Below are 24,156 nucleotides of genomic sequence, written 5' to 3' on the forward strand. Positions count from 1 at the left end.
TGGATATTAACTCACAACAGGTTCGTCATCAGACCAAATACGTTCCACTATATACTCTCCACCTGTTTTTTGAACTAAATACATATCCGGATTAGTAAACCCTTTCCATTGAGAGAAACCTATATCCGCCTGATAGCTGTTCAACAGTAAAGCAAGTAAATTCCCGTGTGTTACGATACCGATGTTCTCACAGGTGTCGTCAGCCATTATTTCATCGATCAACTGACCAACCCGTAAATTGGCGTCATTGGAGGATTCTCCTCCAGGAAGCCTGAAATCTCTATCTGTAAATGATTCTTCTAAGACATCGAGCCAGTCATCAATCGGCTCCTCACTGAGCAACCGCTCTTCCAGCCTTTCATCTATTTCTATGGACAGATTATGCCGTTCCGCATATGGTTTAATACTCTCGATCGCTCGCAAAAAGGGGCTGGATATAATCCGGTCCAGTTGATAGCCATAATTTTGCAAGAATGTTGAAACAACCTGGGCCTGCTTCACGCCTTCCCTCGTTAAAGGGGAATCCTTATGCTGTCCTTCTGCGCTACAATGACGGATCATAAATAGTCTTTTCATCCAAACCATCTCCTCCAAGGGAATTAACTCTATTATCAGACAACTTCTCTTTAAAAACAAGTGTCGATATGGAATTTTTGATGTTTACAGCCTGCGCTACTGTTCATTTTCGCCATAGATTATTCATTCTATTCACAAAAAAATGAAATGGAAACCGTTATGAAAAAAATGAGGATGTTTTTTTGCCCATAAGAAAATTTTCCTATACTGACGCATAGGATAGGTAAAAAGAAGGGAGGTGTGAAAAATGGGTATCCGGCTTATCAAAATTTCTGTGATTTACTTCTTAGTTGGTGTCTGTCTTGGATATTATATGTCTATTGCACATCAATACACACTTACTGGTGTCCATGTCCATATTAATTTGCTAGGATGGACTGCCTTGACTTTAGCAGGTCTTATTTACTTTGTATTTCCATCCCTTTCCGAAAATAAATTGGGAGTATGGCATTTTTGGCTTCACAACCTCGGACTGCCGGTCATGATACTATCTCTTACTATTATGCTGTTAACCGGAAATACGGCATTAACAGCTGGTGTTGCAATAGGTGCTACTTTGGTCGTCATAGCTGTATTCCTTTTCGCTCTCAATGTTATCCTCCATCTAAACGAAAAAAATAGCAAGTTCAACTAAAAAAACTAACCGTTCGATGACGGTTAGTTTTTTTTTATACTTCTTCAAAATACTCTTTAAAGAATCCACCAATCCTGTTTGTGTTATCAATGATAAAATAAAATTCATCTGTTTCGTTTTTTACATCATACACTTTCCCTGGAGTAAGTGTCTTATCAACTACAAATTTTTTCGCATCATTATGAACACATTTGATGTGCTTGACTGTTTCATTATTTTCCCAATTCTTATGGATCATTTTATTCACCTATCTTCCTATTTAGCGTTCTTCCAAAAGGTATCAATCGTTTTGTTTAGATTTTAGCCCCAAACTACCAAAGCACCATTTAACTTTAACTCAATTTCTCTAAAAACTCCAAACGATTCCCGAAAGGATCATCCAAATAAAAACGCTTATAGCCTGGAAGCCGATCATCCTCTGTTACTTTTACATGACTGCTTTTCAAATTAGATTTCAATTCTACCAGATTTTCCACATAAAAAGCAGGATGCGCTTTCCTGGCTGGATCAAAAGGTTGTTCTACACCGATATGGAGCTGTTGTGCCCCGCATAGAAACCAAATGCCGCCATTTTTCTTGAGCGTTTCCGGTTTTTCGATTTCTTCCATTCCTAACAAATCAGCAAAAAATTCCCTAGCTTTTTGTTCGCTGCCTGCAGGAGCTGCAAGTTGTACATGGTCAATTCCTTGAAAACGGTAAGCCAAAACAATCTCCCCTTGTAACGCCTGAAGGGATGACGATGAATAAATAAGATTGTTTCCCTCCCAAAGCGTTATTTACTTTCTACCATCACTATACCATGATTTGGCCTGTAATACTTCTCTTTGAGATAATTGATGACCCATATTTTCCCAATGAACAGTTACCTGTGCCCCTGCATTCGTTAACAGTTGTTTCAGTTCCTCTGTTTCCTTGCTGTTTATCAAGGGATCGTTGGTGCCTGCACCAATAAATACATTAGTGCCAGTCAAAGAAGGTAGTTCCATTCCTCTTCTTGGAACCATAGGATGGAACAATATAGCACTTTCTAAGGCTTGTGGGTAATGGAACAACAAACTCCCGGCTATATTGGCACCATTCGAGTAGCCGACAGCTACGATGTTATTCCTGTCAAATTGGTAAGTAGATGCAGCTTCACCGAGAAAAGCATGAAGTTCTTCCGTACGGGCAATCAAATCTTCTTCATCAAAAACCCCTTCACGCAATCGACGGAAAAAACGCGCCATTCCATTCTCTGATACGTTTCCCCTTACTCCTAAAACAGATGCCTCAGGATCAATCATCTCTGCTACTGGCAATAGATCCTTTTCAGTCCCGCCTGTTCCGTGCAACAATAACAACACAGGCGCCTCAGGATTAGAACCTTCACGATAAAAATGTTTCATTTGCAATGTGTAAACCTCCCTATCTCGTCTTCTGATTTTAAGTCTCCTGAAATCTAGTTTACATATCATTATTATAAACAACTAGAAATATCTCGGAATCAAGATTATTTTACCACATTTCTTTCTCTCGGCAAATTACGCTATTTAGGATTGAAGTTTTTTAAACAGCCATTTCAGAAAGAATGGCAGGATCAATACAATGGTTAGCAGGCGGATCATCTGCAGAGAACTGACAATCGATGGGTCGCCATTTACCGATTGCGCAGTCAATGCCATTTCGATTAACCCACCTGGTGCAAGGCTCAATACGGCTGTTGCTGTATTCAAATTGGTAAAAGAACTAAAAAGGAATCCGAACAAGAAAGATGTCGCTATTAATAAGATAGCGAGACACAAAAAATAAAGACAATACTTGCCTGCCGTTTTCAGGTCTTTAACTGAAATTGAATTCCCGAGATAAACACCGATAGTCAGCTGTGCAAACAAATATGCGCTATTCGGAAGTTGAAAAAGGGCTATTCCGTTTATTTGCAAAGCTGCTGTTACCAACATCGGAATCAAAACAAGTGAGGCTGGCACCCACCTTTGCAGTAATAACCCGATTAAAAATGCTGCAATAAACAAGAGAATGGTCCATGTCGGTCCATTTACTGCCTGCTGTTGCACTGCTCCTTGTGTTAATTGCGTTTGATGGAAAAACAAATGGGTAGCCGAGAACGGAATGATGAACAATACAGCAACAAGTCGAATGGTTTGAAAAATGGTAACCAGTACAGTATTTCCGTTGAACGATTCACTTAATGCTAAAACTGTCGACAGCCCTCCTGGAATACTGCCTAGCAAGCTTGTTGTTATGTCTAATTTCACCCATCTTGTGATCAAATAAGCGCTTCCCAAGCTTAAAGCAATCAAGAGCAAAGTCAGGACTGTATATGGAACCAGATACGGAACAACAGTGGTCAGTGTGGCAGCGGTGAAGGTAGAACCAATCTGAATCCCCAAAATAGAAAAGCTAACCTTCCTTAGTCGCAGTGAAGCTGTTGTTCTTGCAATAGGAAAAAGCTTATAAATTAGCAAACTCGTTACTGGACCAAGAATCCAGGGCAACGGTAGATGCAACCAGGTATACAAAAATCCGCCAACGGCTCCAATGACATATGTGATAAGTAATCGAGTAAAGAAAGTCGCCAAAGCAACCACCCGCTTTCCAGCTTAATCCTTTATTTCGCTGTCTTGGTTCGATGGTTTCCAGAACCAGCCGATCAGTGCGATGGCTATCATTACCACCCAGAAAATCGTTTTCCATAGAGTGGTTTCTGGAAAATCAGCTGGGATGATCGCCAATTGAGGATGGGCCAATGTGTGCACCGCCAGCTTGACAGCCACCCAGCCGACAATGGTGTAGGCGGCTGTTTCCAAGCCAGGTCTTTTCTTTAATAATTTCACAATATAAGAGGCGGCAATCCTGATTAGTATCAAACCAATCATACCACCGGAAAGGATGACGATAAATTGAGCACCGTCCATTCCCCCAATAGCGGGGAAGGTTGTCTTCGGCAAAGTTGTCGCCAGGGCAACAGCTGCCAAAATAGAATCGACAGCAAAAGCGATATCCGCTAACTCTACTTTGATAACCGTCGTCCAAAAACCAGACCCTTTAGCAGTTTTGACGACGGATTCTTCCTCTTTTTTCAAAAAGATTTTCCATAAATTATTAATCGAGATAAACAGCAAGTATATTGCACCTAACGCCTGAACTTGCCAAATATCAATTAGAAAAGAGATGAAGAACAAAGAGCCAAATCGAAAGATAAAGGCTCCTCCCAGTCCATAAAGAAGTGCTTTCCTTTGTTTGTCTTCCGGCAAATGTTTGACAATGAGCGCCATAACCAGAGCGTTATCTGCCGCTAACAGTCCCTCGAGACCGATAAGTGCAAGCAAAGTCCATCCATATTCGAGCAAAATACCTGTATCCACAATGAAGACCTTCTTTCTTTCTATGTAAATATAACCGCTGTTTCCCAATTCGAAAGTCTTGTCCAAATAACAATAACAACGACACCTTGATACTGGAGGTAAACATTTGATCCGTGAGCTTGCTGGGCACAGGAAGCTTTTCCGTTGCACGCATGCTTCATTACTGGAATTTCGTCTGGATAAGCTACCCTCTCCGCTAGGATTTTATCCTAACTGTTCGTGCAAAAAAAGGCCCGGAATCAGGAAATATCCTTATTCCGGGACGGGTTGTACTTAGCGGAACAAATAGGACAAATATCCATATCCTTCTTGTTCCATCTTTTGTTTAGGAACAAACCGCATTGCTGCAGAATTCATGCAGTAACGCATGCCACCTTTTTCCTGTGGCCCGTCTTCAAATACATGACCCAAATGTGAGTCTGCCTGGCTGCTCCGTATCTCCGTTCGAATCATTCCATGGGAGGTATCCGTATTTTCTTTCACCTGGTGTTTGTCAATGGGTTTTGTAAAGCTTGGCCACCCGCAGCCCGCGTCATACTTATCTTTTGATGAAAACAAAGGTTCTCCGGAAATGACATCCACATAAATACCTTCTTCTTCATTATCAAAGTATTCATTTTGGAACGGAGTTTCCGTACCGTTTTCCTGTGTTACGTGATATTGCAAGGGTGTCAGTTGACGGCGAAGCTCTTCCTTGTTTTTTTCAGGCTTCCAGGTTTTCTCGATGAAATCTTGTCGGCCGGATCCTTTTTTATACAATTTATAGTGAAAAGACTGCTTTTTATAATAATCTTGGTGCTTCTCTTCTGCTTCATAGAAAGGTGCCGCGGGTAAAATCTTCGTTACAATCGGATCGGAAAATTTACCACTTTTTTCCAGGTTTTGTTTAGTCTTTTCTGCCAATTGCTTTTGCTCTTCATTGTGATAGAAGATAGCTGTCTGGTAAGATTCTCCCCTGTCATTAAATTGTCCGCCCGGATCGGTGGGATCAATCTGCCGCCAAAAAATTTCCAACAATCGTTCGTAAGAAAAAATCTCCGGGTCAAAAGTAATCTGCACAGCTTCTACATGTCCTGTCGTATCGGAACAGACTTCCTCATAAGTTGGATTTTCCGTTCTTCCACCGGTATAACCGGAAACAACTTTTTCAATTCCCGGACGTTCATCAAATGGTTCAACCATACACCAAAAACAGCCACCAGCAAAAGTTGCCTTTTCAGCCATTGTGTTACCTCCTTTAAACCGAAAAAACGGAAACAATTCTTCTTCATTCCCGTTTTTTGATCATCTATTTCATTGTCTTATCCCTAAAAGTGCTTTCGGGAAAAATGAGTTTGTATATTCTCTATTCTTTCTTTTTTTAACGGAAAAATCAAGCAGTCTGCATTTACTTATATATATAGTTTTGGTACTGAATTGCCGGATTGGGTAGTACGAGCTTTTCTAACCGTCTTTCTCTTTGGTTTATCTGCTGCTTCGATTTTATAAAGATTTTCTTGTTCCATTTCTATTTTATCCCCTTCTTCTTCCGATGAAACACTGTGAGCTGCTTCAGATTTTGCAGTTTCTTCGTCAACGTCGCTGCCGTCTTCCTCATTAAAAGCTTTGAGCATATTGATCATCATCGGAATGTTTTTCACCATCGGACCATATTGTTGGATAACTGGCATAGCTGATTGCGCCATCTTTATGGCCTGCTGCACGTTACCCAGTGTACTTGTCAATTTCGAACCGCCTCCTGCTGCCGCCGGAAATTGGGAAACAGCTGATGGCTGGGTAAAACGCTGTAGCAAACCGGACAATCCCCCTCCTCTAGGAGCCGGCACTCCTCCTTGGTATGGAGTTGGAAAACTTGGCGGGAATCCCCCTGGAGACCTTACTCCTTGGGAAAAAGGGAACGAACCGATGTTTGATGGCCCATGACTTGGATTGAACATACAAAAACCCCTCTTTTCAAAAAATGATTTGATTTATTGTACGTTCCATACCTACAAGAAGTGTAGGCATTAATCGAGTATTCCCTGGAGCGCTGTCATATAAAAAAGAGCTTCCCATAAGCCGCTTAAGACTTGAAGGAAAACTCCTATTTCGTTCTTGAATTATTTCCCGGGCAAGCGCAGAATACGACGCTTGCCGTACATTTCCCCGCATCGATTGTCGCTAATTGACGTTATATAAAGAAAGCAGCTGATACGTGCAAATCGTTCGTTCTTCTTTCCAAGTAATTTCGACAATCTTCCCGCTCCCGATCTGGTCGGAATCATGGTGACGCTTTATCTCGATTGTCTGGTTTATGGGAAATAACTTGTACCCTGAAAATTCTATCTCAAACATATTTTGCTGGTGCTGCAAACGCTTTTCTCTACCGTGAGTCAGCAGTTTCCATTCAATTGACATAGGCATTGACATTCAATACCCACCTCCCGCTATCATTTACCTATCATAGTACGTCATGGTAGTTTGCTTGACAAGAAAAATTTCCTGAACGGGAGGAACTCACCCCAAAAAATCACGTAATGTGAACGGAAAATTAATATGATAACCACCAAGTATTTGAATGTTTTTTTGAAATGTATCTTCGTACTCCCCTATTCCCCTTCCTTGCTGTAGATGTGTATCTAAAATGGACATGATTGTCTGCAAGGCAGTGGTTACTTCGAATATTTCAGCTAACGATAATTCCTGCAAAGAGGGAATATCCATTAATTGAAAGCTTTTCAATTTGGCTATGTAGCCTTCGGAAAAGTACTCCGGCAAGATTCGGTTATAAATTTCCTCCATCAGAGAAAGGGCATATTCCTGTTGCTCTGAAGTGGAAGCGGTGATCACTTTCATACAAATCCTCCTGTATATCTAAATAGCAAAGCAGAGCCTCCGCTGCTTTCAGTCAATTGATAGCAGCGCTGTTAGGTCATCTTCTTCTACTATATCACGAGCTTCTTTCGATATTTAAGGAGTAATTATTGGCAATCTGGTGTTCAAGCAAACTGGAATGCGGCCTTCGACCCTTTTTGAGACGGCGTAATTTGCAGTTTAGCCGGTATTTCTTCTTTCAACTGAGGAACATGAGAAATAATACCCAGCAATCGGTTGCTTTGCTGTAATCCTTTCAAGCATTCTATCGCTTGTTCCAGGGACAATTCATCAAGTGTGCCAAACCCTTCGTCAATAAATAATGTTTCTAACTGTACTCCTCCGGCGTGGGCTTGGACAACGTCTGCCATCCCCAGAGCCAGACTTAGGGCAGCCTTGAATCCTTCTCCTCCCGATAAGGTTTTAACAGAACGCTGCAAACCAGTATGGTGATCAAGCACTTCCAGATCTAATCCGCTTTGGGCCCCACGCTTGGCAACTTGGTCACTGCGAATCAATTGGTAACGATGATCCGTCATTTGGTCTAAACGAATATTTGCCTGTAATAAGATTTCATCCAGGAATGCCGACAATACATAGCGTTCAAACGATAGACGCAAATGATTTTCTCCTCGAGCCAAATCAGCCAGTTCTCCGATATCGTAGTACTGTTTTGCTTTCATTTGTTTTTCTTCCAGTAATTCCAGCATCGACTTTCTTATTTGCTCATAACTCTTCACGGTCAGTTTCAAATTTTGGATATTCTGATTGACCGCCTCCAGCTTTTCAGAGCATTGGCGAACCGACGCTTCCAGTTCCTCTATATCAGGTTTTTCTTGCCCATCTAATTGTTTGTTGACTGTTTGAAGACGTTTCTCGGTGGTATGCTTTTGTTTATTGAATTCCTCGATCTCATTCTTAAGGTTTAAACTCTCACTCTCTGTAATCCTGGCAGATTGATAGGCTTCTATAGAAGGAAAATGGCTATGTTCAATTTTTTCTTCTAAAGCCGCTTGTTCTGTTGCAAGCTTTTGCTCGGTTTCTTTTGCAAAAGTACGCTGTTGCTGGATAATGGTGTTCAGCTCTTGCAGCTTCTCTTTTCCAGCTTGGTACCTGGATTGGAGGTTTTCCCACTTTTGCATCCATTCAGACAAGGTTTTTTCCTTGCTGCTCACTTTCTTCTGAATGACTAAAGGGTCCTGTTCTTCATCTGACAGTTCCTGTTTTGCTGTCGCTACTTGCATGTTGATATGCATCCAGGATTCGGTGATGGTTTCTTTTGATTGCTTGAGTTCTTCCATCTCTGATTCCAACTGTCGTACTTTTTTTGTTAATTTTTCCGATTGTCGGCTGGCTTGTTCAATTTGCTCTATCTCTTTATAAAGAAGGTCCATTTTTCTTTTCTCTTCAGTTACGGTTTGATTCCAGCTTTCCAAGAGATGTTCGATAGCATGGCCTTCTAACGTGTCGATACTGTCTTTGAATGCCTGGTAATTTTGATCCACTAACGACCTTTGTGCTTGTCCGTCCGATTTCACTTGAATATAGTACTTCTGCCAGTCATCAAAATCTTTTTTAGCTGTTTCAAGCTGTTTTCTTATCTCTTCTAATTGGCTATCCGACACATCCTCTTTTCTACCGCTGGCTGGATCGGGATGTTGTTCGGAACCACAAACCGGACAAGCACAGTCTTCTTTCAAATGCTGAGCCAATAATAACGCATGATTATTGACCTGTTGTGCTTCGAGTTCATTCATCTTTGTTTGCAGATGCTCAATGAGTTGCTGTTTTTCGTTATATTGCTGGTGCACCTGTTGATATTGTTGTCGAAGTTCTTGTAGCTTTTCGAATTGCTTAAGCAATTCCTCCAACTTTTTGGTTTGTTCTTCAGCTTGTTTGGCTTTTTGCTCTACTTGATAATATTTTTTTGTTTTTTCCTGATGCTGTTGTACCTGAACTTGCAGTTTATCCTGTTGGTGACGGATCTTCTCCATATCATCCACTAACCTCTGGATGTTTTTGTCTGCCGCTTGTTTCTTTTGCTCAGCTTGCTTTTGCTCCTGTTTAAGCGTAACAAGATGCTTAGCCTGCTCCAATTGTTTTTTTGCCGTTTCCAATTGCTCCTTCAGTTGTTCCCGTTCGCTCTCTCGATCCAATTCCACTTTATAATCAGCTTCCACTGATTGGAACCATTCCTCTGTCTCTTTCTTTTTCGTTTTTTGACTGTTCAGTCTACTAATTTGATTTTCCCATTCGCTTTTGCGTCTTTTTACTTGCTCTTCAAACGGGATAATTTTAGCCGCTGCTTCCGCTAATTCGAGTTTTTTCTGTTTTTCATTTACAAAAGATTGCTGCTCTGTTAACTTCGCTGATGTTTCCTGTAATTGATCAAATTCCGCAAACAATTCCGATAGCTGTTTACCTTTGTAAAAAGCCTCCTGAGCGGCATTCAATGCGCTTTTTTCTTTTGCCAATTGTTGTTCATCGATTTCCAAATCCTTACGTACCTCGTGAATTTCCTCATTCAATTTTTCTATCGTAATCTCTATGGGGTCCGACTCTTCGGCTTCCTTTTTTCTCCATTGTATTTTTACTGCTTCCTGTTCCAAACGGTTCTCAAGCCGTTCGATAGACTCCAGGAGTTGTTTGGACTGTTTCTTTAATTCCTCGGTAATTTGTTCATAGAAGTGCGTGTGGAAAATTTTTTGTAAAATTTCTTCTCGTTCTTTACTGTTTTCGGAAATAAGCCTCCGAAATTCTCCTTGAGGAATCATGATCATTTTACGGAATTGCTCATAATCCAAGCCGAGTTGTTCTTCCAGCATTTCGTTGACATCCTTGATTTTAGAAGCTACTAAAACGGTCTCTCCGTCATTTACTTCATATAATTCCGCCCTCGCCGGGTCTTCAGTGAATCCATCTCCCCGCTCTTTTCGTTTCTTTTGCTTCGGAAAACGATTTACTTGATACATTCTTCCCTTCAAAGCAAACTGAAAGCTTACTTCAGTCGGCTGGTCGATTTCAGCAAAATGACTGCGGAGTGAGTCATGGTCTCGGTCGTTACCACTCGCCCTACCATAAAGCGCATAACAAATAGCGTCGAAAATAGTTGTCTTCCCCGCTCCTGTAGGTCCAGTTATCAAAAAAATCGATTCATTGCCAATTTCTTGAAAATCAATTATCTGGGTTTCCCGGTAAGGACCAAAAGCGGTCATCGATAACTTTATTGCACGCATGTTACTTCCCCCTCTCCTGATCCATCAACAATTGGACAACTTGATTCATCTGGTTCCTGCGCGATTCCGGAATCGCTTCCCCTTTCATTTCCTTATAAAAGGTTTCAAATAATTCTGTATGGGACATTTTTTGTTTTTCTCGTATTCTATTTAAATCGTTCAACTGCATCTGAGATGTAAGCACTTGACGCTCCAGGCGGAGGATGTTCGGATATCGCTTTCTTAATTTGCCCATCGGATCGACTAGCTGACCATCATCCAAGAGTCGTATATGCAGGTAATCTTCTGCGGGGAAATCAGTGCTTCCCTCCAATAATTCATCAAAATATCCTTCCACCACCCGCATATCTCTTCTTGGGATGAGCGGAAGATACTGTCTATCCACAACGCCATCTTTATCCATTTCCAAAAGGGTAATCGACTTTTTCTGATTTGCTTCTGAAAAAGAATACTTAAGCAACGAGCCACTATAGCGGATGTTATCGTTTGTAACCCGCTGCGGCTGATGGAGATGACCAAGTGCTACATAAGCAAAATTTTTAAACAACCCGGCATCGACATACGGGCTTCCGCCAATCATCGACAGTCGTTCTTCCGACTCAGATTCCATGCCACCGGCCAAAAACGCATGGCCAATAAAAACATGCCGTTCTTGCATGTCATGTCGACTTTCAATATGCGCGATAACGGCCTCCATCGCTTTCTGATGGCTCTGGATGCTGTCATCTTGAAAATAAGCACGAGCATCAGCAGGTTCCATATAGGGAATTAAATGAAAGTGGATGGGTCCATGTTCGTCGTGAAGAGTAATAGGATCCAATCCTCCCTTCAACTTCGTTTCAATAAACAACTGCTGAGAGCGGAATATACTACTGCCGAAATCGAGCCTGTCCGGACTATCGTGGTTACCCGAAATAGCTAAAACAGGCGTTTTCAACTCCGTTACAATGGTCGTCAGCACCCGGTTCAACAATTCAACTGCCTCTTTTGGCGGTACGGAGCGGTCATATAAATCACCAGCAATAATTACCACGTCGGGTTTTTCTGTTCGGATCATCTCTATCATTCTATCAAGCATATAAGCTTGATCTTCTGTCATATGCACACTATTAACGATTTTGCCTAAGTGCCAGTCAGCGGTATGTAAAATTTTCACGTGTATCCCTCCATAGTTGTCATTTTAGCATGTTATTGTCTGCCGAGCATGTGAAATATCTTCTTAAGATGACGAAAAAAAGCCCTGCATGCAGGGCTTTTTTCATGTGCAATCAACTTTCATTCATCAGGTAATCTTCCCATAGTCGGTCGAAGACCTGGGTTGCTTCCGTAAACGGAATATTCCATTCTAAATAACGGCTGACTTCATCATAAGAGGTAGACTGTTTCGGGAAATCGTGAGCCTCGAACATCCAGTCGGCCAGACGGCGTTCATCTGTCCTTGGGCCGGAGCCACGGTATCGCATCATATAGTGATAAAAGGAACGCAATCCTCTCACCTCCATTTCCATAGGCAGGGATTAGTCATCGTTGTCCATAAATGCCTCGTGCTTTCTTTGCTTTTTGCGATAAGTAAAAGCTGAAAGAAAAATGCTTATTTCATACAATAAAATCAGTGGCACGGCGACGACAATTTGTAAAACAAAATCCGGCGGCGAAATCATCGTTCCGATAATAATCAGGATTAAATAAGCGTATTTTCTCGTTTTCCGCATAAACTCCGGTGTCAATATTCCAAGACTAGTCAAAAACATCGTAATGATGGGGATTTCGAATAATATCGCAAAAGGAAGCGTGACACGGAGCAAAAAGCGAAAATACTTATCTACCGTGAAAATCTCGTTGAACATCCCATCGTTTAGCGACAATAGAAACGGTAAAATCAGATCAATAAATACATAATATCCGAAGGCAAGCCCGCCAATAAACAATAAAAAAGTCGCCGGAATATAAGATAAGGAAACTTTTCTCTCTTTAGGTGTAAGTCCAGGCCGCACAAATAGCCATGCCTGCAGGCAGAAAAACGGGATCGTACCGACGACCGCCACCACGGAAGCCATGGTGAAATAGATCCAGATGATTTCCCCTGGACTAATTACATTCAGTGTGAAATCAAGATCATTGACAAAAAAGCCGTATATATCACGGACAAACACAAATCCGACAATAAAAAAAACAATAAAAACAATCGCTGTCCAAATCAATCGTTTGCGCATTTCCGTTAAATGTTCTGTCATATTCATTTCTTTTTCATAACCAGTTGATCCGGACAAAAAACAGCCCCCTTTCTCAAAAAGAAGATGCAAGGAACTTGTCCCTACACCTTCATCGCACGCAATCCGGCGATTCTACGCTCCATCCATTCTCCGTATTCAGAAAAAACGAGAAGCACAGGTACTATTACTTTTGATTCTCTTCTACCTTTTTCGGGTCCTCATCCGAGATGATATCCCTTGTAGCTTTTTTGAATTCCCTCAAAGAACTTCCCACCGCCTTGCCGATTTCCGGAAGCTTGGATGGTCCGAATACAATCAGCGAAATTACCAAAATGAGGATCAAACCTGGAAAACCTATATTACTAAACATATGGATCACTCCATTTCTTATTTTCTATCAACGTCGTCTGAAGAATCCTTTTTGGCATGTTCATCGAACGGTTCCGTTAAATCTTTCGTGGAATTTTTAAACTCTTTTAACGTCTGCCCGGTTGCTTTGCCTATTTCAGGCAGTTTTTTGGGGCCGAAAATGATCAACACGATGATCAATATCAGAATCAACCCTGGAACTCCGATGCTTGTCAACATCTATCATCACCTACTCATTGTGAAATTAACCTGTTTGCAGCTGTCATCTTCTTCAAACCAAAAAAGGTTTGCTTTTCACGTACATCTTACCACTTTTTTCACTGCCTGTCCTCCACCGTCCCTAATTTTACTAAATTTCAATGGACTAAGGTATGAAAAAGACTAACTGTTCCGCCCTATCCGGTCGTACTGAAGGAAATAATAATCATATGGATTGCGCTCATTTTTTTCGCCTAGTACTTTTTTCGTCAACTTCCAGTCCTTTTCGTTATATGCAGGGAAAAACGTGTCGCCGGGAAATGTTTCGTCAATGAAAGTCATGTACATCCTGTCTGCATATGGCAATACTTGACGGAATATTTCTTCGCCGCCGATGACAAATAGTTCAGTCTCCGGATCCTTTTCACTCCATTTGACAATTTCCTCTACAGAGTGAAGGATAAGGCAGTCATCCGCCTGAAAGCTTTTGTCCTTTGTGACAATCACGTTTTCGCGATTAGGAAGGGGGCCGTTCATGGATGCAAATGTTTTTCTCCCCATGATAATCGTGTTGCCAGTAGTCATTTGTTTGAAAAACTTCAAATCATTCGGCAGCCTCCAAGGCAAATCGCTTTGATACCCTATCACGCTATTCCGATCCATCGCGTAAAGCAGTGAAATCATCGTATTTTCCCTCCACTCTAAACCGCCACTGGAGCCTTTATCGGCGGATGTGATTCATAGTTCTTTATGTGTAGATCCTCCATTTCAATAGTAAAAATGGAATCAGCTTTCGGATTGATTTCTAATTCCGGAAACCGATAAGGAGTTCGTTCCAGTTGCGTGTTTACTTGCTCCAGATGATTACTGTAGATATGGGCATCTCCAAGTGTGTGAATGAATTCTCCTGCTTCAAGCCCGCATTCAAATGCAATCAAGTGCGTCAAGAGAGCATAACTCGCAATATTGAAAGGCACGCCCAAGAAAATGTCACCGCTGCGCTGATAAAGCTGACACGACAATTTTCCGTCCGCAACATAAAACTGAAACATGGTGTGACATGGCGGCAACGCCATATTCCCTGGTACATCTTCTGGATTCCAAGCCGTAACGATGTGCCGCCTGGAATCCGGGTTTGTTTTGATCGCTTCTACCACTTGCATTAGCTGGTCAATGGTTTCTCCTCTTGATGTAGTCCAGGCACGCCATTGACGCCCGTAAACCGACCCTAAATCACCATATTTCGCTGCAAACGCATCATCTGATAAAATTCTCTGTTTGAAAGTTTCCATCTGCTGTTGGTAAATGGAACGGAACTGCTCGTCCTGTTGACTTCGATGTCCAAAATCCTTCATATCAGGCCCTTGGTAGTCATCGCTTTCCACCCACGTTTTAAAGGCCCATTCGTTCCAGATGTTGTTGTTATGCTCCAATAGGTAACGAATATTCGTATCCCCTTTGATGAACCACAACAATTCACTGGCGATGAGACGGAAGGGAACACGCTTTGTCGTAAGCAAGGGAAAGCCTTCCTTCAAATCAAATCGCATTTGATGACCAAACACCGAAAGGGTTCCGGTGTTGGTCCTATCCTGTTTTTTGTTCCCCTTCTCTAAGACTGTTTTGCATAAATCGAGATAGGCTTGTTCTCCACTAGTCATCTATAACAAATTCCTTTCGTCAATTAAAATAATATTGAGGGATCGAAGATAAATCCAATTGCTTTAACCTGGTAAAAAATCGATAAGTCTGCGGCGCTTTTTCCGAAATTATCTGCTTTGATCTTTTTCCTGCATAATAAAAAGCAAACACTTCGGAAAAGTATTCAGAAGGATATGTAAGAAAATAATCATCCCCTGGAAATAGCTGTGCTGCTTCTTTTTTCCAGTTTTGATCCATTTGTTCCGCCACAGCAGGCATAGTTCCTAGTAACCGATAAATGGTGTGCCCGGTTTCGTGCAACTCCAAGTTGAATGAGCCATGACCGTTCCCTGGCTGACTGGCACCTATTTTTGCTGATACGAGCCATCCACCTCCGGATCCAGGCACTTCTTCCCACGTTGCGTCCTTTTCCCATCCCCTCGGTTGTTCCCATTTTAAGTGGTATAACAACGGTTCATCTGTTAATCGGCCTTCAAACAAACGAACCTTCACTTGTTGGGAAGCCAAGAGTCTCAACAAGTTGCGATCAATATGATTGAGCCTGGTCACCATTCCTGCCACCGCAGCGGGGTTCTCCGGATTCTCTGGAACTACGACGATTTCATCCAGCAAATCATAGTTGTCCAGTTGGTGCAAAAGTTGGATGTAGTCACTGCCGTTCGCCTCGTTCAGCGTTATGCCGTGAAATGGGCTGGTAATATCGATAAACGGAAAAAACAAAAAAATAAAAATGACTATTGCTGGTTTTATCAATCGGTTTATATGTTTCATTTTCTGTAATCAGGGCAATCATGCTTCGTCCATCATGCTTTCATCATAAGTGGTATCTCTATCTTAACATATTACAATTGTATTTCGGTTACGAAATCCAATCATATTCACGGCCATTCTACATACATCTTGTTAAGAGCACAAATCGGAAAGGGGTTTTGGCATGCTTACTGAAGCGAGTGTTCAACATGTCGTCAAGCATTCAATGTCTTATGGTTTTGTGCTGACCCAACCATTTGCTTTTTATGTAGACGCATATCCTGTTTTAGAAAATCAAATGATCAAGGAATCCAATACACTCTATTACGGCCAGCATAATCAATCTGTAAAAATTTTGCAGCATAAATTGTCCAATCTGTCGTTTTTTTCTCAACCAATTGATGGAGATTTCGGTATATATACAGAATATGCCCTGAAAAAATTTCAAAAAGAACATGATTTGATGGTCTCTGGAAGAGCAGACAAACAGACCGTAGAGAAATTGATTATAGAGGAAAGAAACGAACAATTGACTCCTTTAAGGGAAATAGACGCAGCCCTTTATCCCGGCGAAACCGGAAAGGATATCGAAAAGATACAAAATGCCCTCCAGTACTTCGGTTACTATGAAATGGAAGTAGATGGAATTTTCGGGCCGATGACAGCCCAAGCGTTGCTTGCTTTCCAAAAAGATAATGGGGTTAGGCCGAAGGAAAGAATCGATAAAGCCACCATCGAAGCATTCTTCGCCAAAGAGAATGAATCGGCTGAGGTAAAGGAAGATTTACCGGAACACGCCAAACCAGAACCCGAACAAACAGCTCATTCTACAACAGAGAAAACGGAAGAAGTAGAAGAACCAGAAAAAACAATTCCAAAACCGGCAGAAAAGGCATCAGCAGCTGTCGAACCGGCAGCAGTCATTCAGACCGCGAAACAATTGGTTGGCTCCCCGTACGCTTGGGGCGGTACATCTCCGGACGGGTTCGATTGCAGCGGCTTGATTCAATATATTTATCAAACTCATGGCATCAAGCTCCCGCGGACGGTCAATGAATTATGGAATGTTAGTAAACCAGTCGAATCTCCTTCGATAGGCGATTTTGTTTTTTTTCAAACCTATAAACAAGGGCCATCACACATGGGGATTTATGTCGGCGACGGCAAATTTCTTCATGCCGGTGAATCACGAGGTGTCGAAATAAGTAACATGGATAATCCCTACTGGACTCCTCGCTATCTCGGCGCAAAACGTTTAAGCATACAGCCTTGATCATCTGCCTTTTTTTAGTTCAGAGAGGATACGGACGTGATGTTGTCCAGCTGCAGCGCCTACCCCCTCGAAGTCTTAAGCCATTCCTCTATGTGGCAAAAATCGCCACTCCGAGGCTTTGCTTAAGTTTGTCGGGGGTGGGCAAGGCGCTTTCGCATTTCTGCGTCCAGCTGCGGCGCCTACCCCTTCGAAGTCTTAAGCCATTCCTCTATGTGGCAAAAATCGCCACTCCGAGGCTTTGCTTAAGTTTGTCGGGGGTGGGCAAGGCGCTTTCGCATTTCTGCGTCCAGCTGCAACGCCTACCCCCTCGAAGTCTTAAGCCATTCCTCTATGTGGCAAAAATCGCCACTCCGAGGCTTTGCTTAAGCTTGTCGGGGATGGGCGAGCTTTCTTTGCCGACAGAGCAAGGCTCTACGCCTTTCTTATGCACCTTTTCTACAGTGGGTTTGCTGACGACTCTCCCATAACTTCCCATTCCAGGTGAAATTGACGCAGAAAGCCCTTCATGATCTCATGGCGCTCCTCTGCAATCATTGCTGCGGAATCCGTATTCATTAAGTCCTTCAATAATAGTAATTTATCATAAAAATGCTGAATGGTCGTCTGGTCATTTCCTTCCTCGTAGATCAATCGGCCGTGAGCTCCACCAAAAGCGAAAGCCCGAGCTATTCCAATTGCCCCGATTGCGTCAAGTCGGTCTGCATCCTGGACAATCTGTCCCTCTAACGTTTTAGGCTGGTTGTGGCCGTAACGATAAGAAACATCAGCGATCGCATTATCAATCGCACTCCGCTCTTCTTCCTTAATTCCAATATCCTTCATAAATTGAACAAGTTCCAGCTTGGCGGCAGCCGGATCATCCACTAATTTGTCATCCGTTATATCATGGAGCCAGCCAGCCGCTTCCGAAATCTGTTTATCTGCCTTCTCCCGATCGGCAAGCATACATGCCATGGAGGCGACCCTTTTCATGTGTGAATAATCATGACCGGTACCTTCCTCGCAGAATTTCCGATAGACATATGCTTCAATTTGACGTAAGTGTACAGGATTCATATAGCCACGCCCTTTTTTTCAAAAATTAAAAAAATCAAGCTGCCGGGGGTTTAAATGGTCGTATTTGATACCTAATAAAGCAATCATTTGTCTTGCATTATCGGCTGCATCTCCTCCCGAGTTGTTGTTAAACAGGACTGTTATGTGCTTTGTTTTCTTGGCAAGGTTTTCAATATGTCGTTTCCATTCAATCAGTTCCTGCTCATTATATCGATACAAGAATCGCACTGCACGCCAGTCGCTTCTCCCATTGCGATTCCAACCATGAACATTCCTTCCATGGAAACGGATCAGTGTTTTGTCAGGATGAGTTGGCTCCAAAATGGTCGGAACCGATCCTTCCCCGGCTTGAGGTTCATCGCAAATGGTATGTATCCATCCTTCCTCCTGCATGAAGTCTAAAGTGTTTTTGCGGTACTTATCATTAAACCAAGACCGATTTCTGAATTCGAGTGCAAGTGGCAAATCGGGCAGCAATTCTTTTATTTTCCGGAGTTTGGCGATATTTTCTTTGCTGACATCAAACCAAGGTGGAAACTGAAACAGTAAAGCATTCAGCTTTCCTGCTTCAACAACAGGCTCAATCGATTCCCGATAAGCCTGAAACATTTCCTTTGCTTCCTGAACAGTTAACGGCTGGCGGTCATGACCGGTCATGCGCTGAAATGCTTTTATTACAAAAGAAAAGCCTTCTGGTGTATCCTTTACCCACTTTTCATAGTTACGCTTTGGCTGTATCGCATAAAAAGCAGTATCTACTTCGACAACCGGGAAATGGGAACCGTATACAGCAAGCTTGTCGCGCGGGTTTATTTTATCCGGATAAAGAGACTCATGGTCCCCCCAACCAGTCACTCCTATGTTGATTGTCATTTCTTCTCCCTCCGCAGCAATGGTTATATTCATGGTAGTATACATTCGATTTATTATCTACTGACAGTTATCCTGAATAGCATTTTTCGAGCTACGTTAAATGTTGATAAATTGTACCTTGACAAACCAGGGTTTTCATGATTGAATTCCTTGACTAGTCTAAAAAAATGCGCTATATTTGATTCAAGCAAACAAGGTGAGAGAGCTTTCCTGACTGATGTTGCTTCCTTCATACAAAGAGCACATTTCAAGAGACGGTTTTCCATCTTTTTTGTAAAATTTCCACGTGTTACGTGCAGGTTTTTAGGAGGATTATTTACATGCAAAATGGTGTAGTAAAATGGTTTAATGCCGAAAAAGGTTATGGTTTTATCCAGCTAGAGGATGGGAATGACGTATTTGTTCATTACTCTGCTATCCAAGAAGAAGGCTTCAAGACATTAGAAGAAGGCCAAGAAGTAACTTTCGAAGTTGTCGAAGGCGAACGCGGACCACAAGCTGCTAATGTAACAAAACAATAAATGAAAATAATTCCAACGGTGATCCTGATGATCACCGTTTTTTTACTGTCTATAAACTGGTACTGCCTAACTCCTTATCAGAATCTTAGGAGCGGATTGCATAATCGTCTGCTTGCCAGTATAATATATCTTTGTTGCTTTTATGCACGCGGTTCGCAATCTCCCGCGTTATCAAAACTAAGGAGGATGAATAATGGAAAACGAATTGTTATGGATCTTATTTGCACTGATAAATTTTGTCATGTTGCTTGTTGTTTATCGTATATTCGGCAAACCAGGTTTATTTGTCTGGATCGGGATGTCTACAGTAGTGGCCAACATCCAAGTAGTGAAAACAATTGAACTATTCGGTCTAACTGCGACACTTGGTAATATCATCTATGGTACAGCCTTTTTGGCTACCGACATACTAAATGAAAAATATGGGAAACAAGATGCGAAGAAAGCTGTATGGCTGGGATTTTTCACATTGATCGCCATGACCATTATGATGCAGGTGGCCTTACTGTTTAAACCAGGTGTGGATGACATTGCGCAAGGTGCGATGGAAACCCTTTTTGGTCTAGCCCCAAAAATTGCTGCAGGAAGTTTGGCGGCCTATATTATCAGCCAATACTTCGATGTATGGATTTACGCCCAACTGAAACGAATTTTCCCTGGTTCAAAGTACCTTTGGCTGCGTAATAACGGCAGCACCATGGTCAGTCAGCTGCTGGACAGTGCAGTCTTTTGCGGGATTGCCTTTTTTGGTGAATACCCATTGGGAGTATGGATGGAAATTTTCTTCACTACGTATATAATCAAGTTTCTTGTAGCTGCTATCGATACACCGTTCTTATATTGGGCAAAACATATGCATAACGAACGTCCAACAGAGGAAGCAGTATAGCTCTTGCATTTTTAGTCTTCTCATGCAACAAGCTTTAGACTACCCACTATGAATGCACACGTAATTTTATTAAGAAACATAAATTCTAAAAAAATGATAACGGAAGAGGCGCACACCTGAAGGGATACTGCGTCTCTTTCTTAAAAAAGGAGGAAATGAATTGATTGAAGTATATACCGATGGAGCTGCTAGCGGGGATCCTGGTTTGAGCGGAGTGGGCATTTTTATTAAAGACGGGAAGAAAACATACGCTTATCAATTTCCGCTTGGTTCTATGTCGAACCATCAGGCAGAATTTGAAGCTGTCATCAAGGGATTGCAAGTGTGCAGGGAAAACTTTCAAGATGAGATCCTTTCCTTCCGTTCAGATTCCAAGTTAGTCGTCGACGTAATCGAAAAAGATTTCACGAAAAATCAAACCTTCCTGCCATATTTACAAGAAATAAGAAAACAAATAGAAACTTTCCCTCTCTTTTTTATTAAATGGATTCCCGAAAAGCAGAATAAACATGCAGATCAGCTGGCACGGCAAGCTATTCGGCTTAATTAAAGCTCGATAGCTTTTTTTGCTTTTGAAAAACATCTAAGCAAATCTTCTTATTGCGGTGAATTTGAAAGGAGAGAACGAATTCCTTCCGCGTGGAAGTGTGGTCTCATGATTTCTAGAAAGCGCGCATTTTCTTTTTGTTCGCGAAAAGCCGGAAGCGTTGCAAATAAAAGACCTGCTTCAACGGAGCCATTCCCCCGTTATAGCAGGCCTTGTTTCTTGAGGTTTGCTTGGTACAGAAAGCCCTTTATCCCGAAGCAGCCGGTCTGCCTGGGTGTTTGTTTTCACACGTTCCCCAGCAAAAAGCTCCAGAACGCTTAAAAAGAAGCTGCCATCAAAGTGGAGTTGGAATTGCAAGGTAACTTTCAACGCTTTAATTGTCATCCAGTCCGGAGCATTGGTTGTGTTCTTCCCTAAATAAATAAAATGAATATCTTCATCTGACAATTTAAATCCTTGCGTCCATAAGTCTTCAATAAAGTATCCCAGCGGATGTCTTTTTTCTAACTCCTTTGCCATTATCATCACTCCTGCAAACTTTGCTCCCTGAAAAAATCACTTATCCAGTGTAACATGGTTCATGGAAATCATTATACAGAACATTCGTTCCTATGTCTATTACCGCCCCTTTTCCAATGCACCCAACGCTCTTTCCTCTTCCGGAATTCGTACCCGCAACAATAAGAGATGAAAGAACGGAAACATAATTGCCGTAATATATGTATGAAACATCAGCGGTATAATGATCAATTCCAATAATACGACCAAATAATTGGGATGCTTGATAAAGCGGTAAGGACCTTTTTTAACAAGGTTTGCACCAGGAAGAATAATAATTTTTGTATTCCAGAACCTTCCGAGTGAAGCAATGCACCATATGCGCAGTAGTTGTGTGATGACGAACAGGACAAAAAGATAGATGTTCAGCTCAAGCTGATACAGATCTTTCCATTGTGCTTCTGCCCATAAACTAACGAAAAACAAACTGTGAGTCAGGACAAACCATTTATAATGTTTTGCGCCGGATTCAACCGCACCCTGCTCTTTCATCCAGTTTTCGTTGCTACGGGCGATGCCTAACTCGATCAAACGCTGTAAAACCAAAAACACGAACAAGATGCCCATCCACCAATTCATGAAGCCCACACCAATTCCAACAACTCGGAGCTGAATCCTGGCCCTAGAGCGGACAGTAAACTTCTTTCACCAGGGTCAATGTCGTCCTGCATCCACTTTTGCAAAATATAAAAGACTGTTGCTGAAGACATATTACCATGCCGCTTTAAAACTTCATAAGAGTGAAGCAACTTCTTATCACTTATTTGGAGCACTTCCTCTATCGATTGAAGTACTTTTTTCCCACCAGGATGTGCTACATAGAATGCATAATCGTTTTCTTTGGTGTTTTGTGCTTCTAAAAATGAAAGAACGTGTTGCTTCCAGAATGTTTTGACTATCTGGGGAATGCTTTTGGCAAATATTACTTCAAAGCCATGGTCAGCAATTTCCCATCCCATCACATCCAATGACGCTTTCTTTATTCTCGAGTCTACTTTGGTTATCCGAGGTGCAGCCTTTTTTCGATATACCTGATATGGAGAATCTTCGCCAACTAATAGGGCGGCAGCAATCCCATCCCCAAATAAGGCAGTGCCAATGAAATTACTCTTACGGTCGTCATCTTTCTGAAATGTCAGGCTGCATAATTCCACACTTACCACAAGACAAACACGAGAAGGATTTGCGGTAAGCCACTCGTGGGCACGTGCCAGACCGCTGGCGCCCCCAGCACAGCCCAGTCCCCACAATGGAATACGGCGGACATCATCCCGAAATTCTCGTTCGTTCATAATATAGGCATCTAAGGACGGGGTCGCAATGCCGGTACTGGAGACGAAAACGATGGAATCGATTGCTTCATAAGGAATCGACCTATCTAAAAAGTCCTCGTTATTTAAGCAAGCATCGATTGCAGAAATACTATGTCTAAGTGCTTCTTCTTGATAGATATGGTTTCGCTCCACAAAGGAATGCTGCTCAGAAAACCACGATTTTGGTACGACGAACTGGCGTTGTTCCACTGCCGCATTTTCAAACACGGGAAGCAGCCGGTTTAATTCTCTTTCCGGACGTGGAAAAATATGTTCAACCAGTGTTTTGATTTCCTCTTGTTCCATGGTGTACTCCGGAAGACTTGTCCCGATTGATCCGATAACTGACATATAAGCACCTCTTCTAATATCTTTATTTACCATCCCGTAACTATGTACCCTCATTTGAAAAAGAATTAACAAGCATTTGCCGGACTCTTCTCCAATAGAATTATTTAAACTTTAAACAGAGTCGGCTTAAAATCCATATATGGTCATACCTCCGTCCACAAATAACGTCTGTCCGGTTACATAATTGCTTGCATCTGAAGCCAAAAACACTGCTGCCCCAGCCAGTTCCTCCAGCTTCCCAATGCGTTTCAATGGTGTTCTGGCCAAAATATCGGAAACATACTGTTCATCTTTCAGCAACTCCTCGGTCAATGCTGTCGGAAAATACCATGGTCCGATAGCATTGACGAGTATATTGTCTCCACCCCATTCCATCGCTAGGTTTTTCGTCATTTGAATGATTGCACTTTTCGTCATTGCATAGACTACTCCTGTCCGCAAAGCCACGTGCCCGCCGACTGAGGACATATTAATTATTTTACCTCCACCCTGTTTCTTCATTCGTTTGGCTGCAGCTTGGGCAAGAAAAAAAGAACTTTTCATATTTATGTCGATGATTTGGTCCATTTCTTCAGAAGTGACTTCGATTGCTTGGCTACGAATATTGATGCCAGCGTTATTAACCCAGATATCCACATCACGATCTTCGATTGTGTCATCGAGTTGCCGAATGATGCTCGAATAATTTTTCACATCTTCGCAGATTGTCACTACGTTGCTTCCTAACTCCTCTGCTTCTTTCTGGACCCCCTGAAGAGGATCCTTGTTCCTGGCTATAAGTACTAGGTCAGCGCCTGATTCTGCAAAGGAAAGAGCGACTGCCCTGCCTATCCCTTTACTTGCCCCTGTAATAACAGCTAATTTTCTATCCAATCGAAACGATGGTAAATACATCGCGCATCCTCCTTTTCTTTTTTCAAAT

At 42.0% G+C, this 24,156-nt stretch carries 30 protein-coding genes; 5 read left to right on the plus strand and 25 right to left on the minus strand.

Annotated elements, in window-relative coordinates; genetic code table 11:
- Positions 1-6 precede the first annotated feature (6 nt).
- Positions 7-576: a histidine phosphatase family protein gene (locus ERJ70_RS09985; RefSeq protein WP_209368969.1), complete on the minus strand. Its 570-nt coding sequence runs from the start codon at positions 574-576 to the stop codon at positions 7-9.
- Between the two features lie 247 nt (positions 577-823).
- Between ERJ70_RS09985 and ERJ70_RS09990 the strand changes: the two genes are divergently transcribed.
- Positions 824-1,210: a cytochrome-c oxidase gene (locus tag ERJ70_RS09990; RefSeq protein ID WP_209368971.1), complete on the plus strand. Its 387-nt coding sequence runs from the start codon at positions 824-826 to the stop codon at positions 1,208-1,210.
- A gap of 34 nt (positions 1,211-1,244) precedes the next feature.
- On the opposite strand, the gene ERJ70_RS09995 is transcribed toward ERJ70_RS09990, so the two are convergent.
- The 18 genes from ERJ70_RS09995 to ERJ70_RS10080 all read right to left on the minus strand — a co-directional run bounded on the left by ERJ70_RS09995 (position 1,245) and on the right by ERJ70_RS10080 (position 15,874).
- A complete protein-coding gene (locus tag ERJ70_RS09995; RefSeq protein ID WP_209369288.1) occupies positions 1,245-1,448 on the minus strand; it encodes a DUF6501 family protein in 204 nt (67 codons plus the stop codon).
- 94 nt (positions 1,449-1,542) lie between these two features.
- Positions 1,543-1,914: a VOC family protein gene (locus tag ERJ70_RS10000; protein ID WP_209368973.1), complete on the minus strand. Its 372-nt coding sequence runs from the start codon at positions 1,912-1,914 to the stop codon at positions 1,543-1,545.
- A gap of 72 nt (positions 1,915-1,986) precedes the next feature.
- Positions 1,987-2,595, minus strand: a complete 609-nt coding sequence (locus tag ERJ70_RS10005; RefSeq protein ID WP_209369290.1) for an alpha/beta hydrolase — start codon at positions 2,593-2,595, stop codon at positions 1,987-1,989.
- A 144-nt stretch (positions 2,596-2,739) separates the two neighbouring features.
- A complete protein-coding gene (locus ERJ70_RS10010; RefSeq protein WP_209368975.1) occupies positions 2,740-3,795 on the minus strand; it encodes an AbrB family transcriptional regulator in 1,056 nt (351 codons plus the stop codon).
- A gap of 12 nt (positions 3,796-3,807) precedes the next feature.
- Positions 3,808-4,572 (minus strand): TerC family protein, encoded by a 765-nt coding sequence (locus tag ERJ70_RS10015; RefSeq protein WP_209368977.1) that lies wholly within the window; start codon positions 4,570-4,572, stop codon positions 3,808-3,810.
- Between the two features lie 273 nt (positions 4,573-4,845).
- Positions 4,846-5,796 carry a peptide-methionine (R)-S-oxide reductase MsrB gene (gene msrB / locus ERJ70_RS10020; RefSeq protein WP_209368979.1) on the minus strand — a complete coding sequence of 317 codons (951 nt, stop codon included), beginning with the start codon at positions 5,794-5,796 and terminating at the stop codon, positions 4,846-4,848.
- Positions 5,797-5,963: 167 nt separating this feature from the next.
- The gene (gene vrrA / locus ERJ70_RS10025; protein WP_209368981.1) at positions 5,964-6,374 is read right to left on the minus strand and encodes a VrrA/YqfQ family protein; all 411 of its coding nucleotides are present in this window, start codon (positions 6,372-6,374) and stop codon (positions 5,964-5,966) included.
- Positions 6,375-6,732: 358 nt separating this feature from the next.
- A complete protein-coding gene (locus tag ERJ70_RS10030) occupies positions 6,733-6,981 on the minus strand; it encodes a DUF2584 family protein (protein WP_209368983.1) in 249 nt (82 codons plus the stop codon).
- A gap of 87 nt (positions 6,982-7,068) precedes the next feature.
- Positions 7,069-7,407 carry a DUF5365 family protein gene (locus tag ERJ70_RS10035; protein WP_209368985.1) on the minus strand — a complete coding sequence of 113 codons (339 nt, stop codon included), beginning with the start codon at positions 7,405-7,407 and terminating at the stop codon, positions 7,069-7,071.
- Between the two features lie 143 nt (positions 7,408-7,550).
- Positions 7,551-10,661 carry an AAA family ATPase gene (locus ERJ70_RS10040; protein WP_209368987.1) on the minus strand — a complete coding sequence of 1,037 codons (3,111 nt, stop codon included), beginning with the start codon at positions 10,659-10,661 and terminating at the stop codon, positions 7,551-7,553.
- Between the two features lies 1 nt (position 10,662).
- On the minus strand, positions 10,663-11,817 hold the full coding sequence (locus tag ERJ70_RS10045; protein WP_209368989.1) for an exonuclease SbcCD subunit D: 1,155 nt from the start codon (positions 11,815-11,817) through the stop codon (positions 10,663-10,665).
- A 112-nt stretch (positions 11,818-11,929) separates the two neighbouring features.
- Positions 11,930-12,148, minus strand: coding sequence for a YozE family protein (locus tag ERJ70_RS10050; protein ID WP_209368991.1), 219 nt, complete (start codon positions 12,146-12,148; stop codon positions 11,930-11,932).
- A 30-nt stretch (positions 12,149-12,178) separates the two neighbouring features.
- The gene (tatC, locus tag ERJ70_RS10055) at positions 12,179-12,901 is read right to left on the minus strand and encodes a twin-arginine translocase subunit TatC (RefSeq protein WP_209369292.1); all 723 of its coding nucleotides are present in this window, start codon (positions 12,899-12,901) and stop codon (positions 12,179-12,181) included.
- A 157-nt stretch (positions 12,902-13,058) separates the two neighbouring features.
- Positions 13,059-13,244: a twin-arginine translocase TatA/TatE family subunit gene (locus ERJ70_RS10060; protein ID WP_209368993.1), complete on the minus strand. Its 186-nt coding sequence runs from the start codon at positions 13,242-13,244 to the stop codon at positions 13,059-13,061.
- A gap of 17 nt (positions 13,245-13,261) precedes the next feature.
- A complete protein-coding gene (gene tatA, locus ERJ70_RS10065) occupies positions 13,262-13,462 on the minus strand; it encodes a twin-arginine translocase TatA/TatE family subunit (RefSeq protein ID WP_209368995.1) in 201 nt (66 codons plus the stop codon).
- 162 nt (positions 13,463-13,624) lie between these two features.
- Complete coding sequence (locus ERJ70_RS10070) at positions 13,625-14,125, minus strand: dihydrofolate reductase (protein WP_209368997.1); 501 nt, start codon at positions 14,123-14,125, stop codon at positions 13,625-13,627.
- A 17-nt stretch (positions 14,126-14,142) separates the two neighbouring features.
- Positions 14,143-15,102 (minus strand): thymidylate synthase, encoded by a 960-nt coding sequence (locus tag ERJ70_RS10075; protein ID WP_209368999.1) that lies wholly within the window; start codon positions 15,100-15,102, stop codon positions 14,143-14,145.
- Positions 15,103-15,121: 19 nt separating this feature from the next.
- On the minus strand, positions 15,122-15,874 hold the full coding sequence (locus ERJ70_RS10080; RefSeq protein WP_209369001.1) for an anthrax toxin lethal factor-related metalloendopeptidase: 753 nt from the start codon (positions 15,872-15,874) through the stop codon (positions 15,122-15,124).
- A gap of 163 nt (positions 15,875-16,037) precedes the next feature.
- Here ERJ70_RS10080 and ERJ70_RS10085 point away from each other — a divergent pair, with 163 nt between their 5' ends.
- A complete protein-coding gene (locus ERJ70_RS10085; RefSeq protein ID WP_209369003.1) occupies positions 16,038-17,126 on the plus strand; it encodes a C40 family peptidase in 1,089 nt (362 codons plus the stop codon).
- Between the two features lie 435 nt (positions 17,127-17,561).
- On the opposite strand, the gene ERJ70_RS10090 is transcribed toward ERJ70_RS10085, so the two are convergent.
- The gene (locus tag ERJ70_RS10090) at positions 17,562-18,182 is read right to left on the minus strand and encodes an HD domain-containing protein (protein WP_209369005.1); all 621 of its coding nucleotides are present in this window, start codon (positions 18,180-18,182) and stop codon (positions 17,562-17,564) included.
- Positions 18,183-18,200: 18 nt separating this feature from the next.
- The gene (locus ERJ70_RS10095) at positions 18,201-19,055 is read right to left on the minus strand and encodes a DUF72 domain-containing protein (RefSeq protein ID WP_209369007.1); all 855 of its coding nucleotides are present in this window, start codon (positions 19,053-19,055) and stop codon (positions 18,201-18,203) included.
- A gap of 320 nt (positions 19,056-19,375) precedes the next feature.
- On the opposite strand from ERJ70_RS10095, the gene ERJ70_RS10100 reads away from it, so the two are divergent.
- The 3 genes from ERJ70_RS10100 to ERJ70_RS10110 all read left to right on the plus strand — a co-directional run bounded on the left by ERJ70_RS10100 (position 19,376) and on the right by ERJ70_RS10110 (position 21,015).
- Positions 19,376-19,576 (plus strand): cold-shock protein, encoded by a 201-nt coding sequence (locus ERJ70_RS10100; RefSeq protein ID WP_026570171.1) that lies wholly within the window; start codon positions 19,376-19,378, stop codon positions 19,574-19,576.
- Positions 19,577-19,769: 193 nt separating this feature from the next.
- Entirely contained in the window at positions 19,770-20,465 is a 696-nt protein-coding gene (locus ERJ70_RS10105; RefSeq protein WP_209369008.1) for a queuosine precursor transporter, read from the plus strand.
- A gap of 160 nt (positions 20,466-20,625) precedes the next feature.
- A complete protein-coding gene (locus ERJ70_RS10110; RefSeq protein WP_209369010.1) occupies positions 20,626-21,015 on the plus strand; it encodes a reverse transcriptase-like protein in 390 nt (129 codons plus the stop codon).
- Positions 21,016-21,192: 177 nt separating this feature from the next.
- Here the strand turns inward: ERJ70_RS10110 and ERJ70_RS10115 are convergent, their stop codons facing one another.
- The 4 genes from ERJ70_RS10115 to ERJ70_RS10130 form a co-directional block, all read right to left on the minus strand.
- On the minus strand, positions 21,193-21,531 hold the full coding sequence (locus tag ERJ70_RS10115) for a DUF6123 family protein (protein WP_209369011.1): 339 nt from the start codon (positions 21,529-21,531) through the stop codon (positions 21,193-21,195).
- Positions 21,532-21,630: 99 nt separating this feature from the next.
- Positions 21,631-22,149, minus strand: a complete 519-nt coding sequence (locus ERJ70_RS10120; RefSeq protein ID WP_209369012.1) for an isoprenylcysteine carboxyl methyltransferase family protein — start codon at positions 22,147-22,149, stop codon at positions 21,631-21,633.
- Positions 22,146-23,234 (minus strand): type III polyketide synthase, encoded by a 1,089-nt coding sequence (locus tag ERJ70_RS10125; protein WP_209369013.1) that lies wholly within the window; start codon positions 23,232-23,234, stop codon positions 22,146-22,148. Before ERJ70_RS10125 ends, ERJ70_RS10120 begins: the two co-directional genes overlap by 4 nt.
- A 126-nt stretch (positions 23,235-23,360) precedes the next feature.
- On the minus strand, positions 23,361-24,128 hold the full coding sequence (locus ERJ70_RS10130; protein ID WP_209369014.1) for an SDR family NAD(P)-dependent oxidoreductase: 768 nt from the start codon (positions 24,126-24,128) through the stop codon (positions 23,361-23,363).
- Between the last annotated feature and the right edge of the window lie 28 nt (positions 24,129-24,156).

Source organism: Sediminibacillus dalangtanensis (genome assembly GCF_017792025.1).
Classification (GTDB): Bacteria; Bacillota; Bacilli; order Bacillales; family Amphibacillaceae; genus Sediminibacillus; species Sediminibacillus dalangtanensis.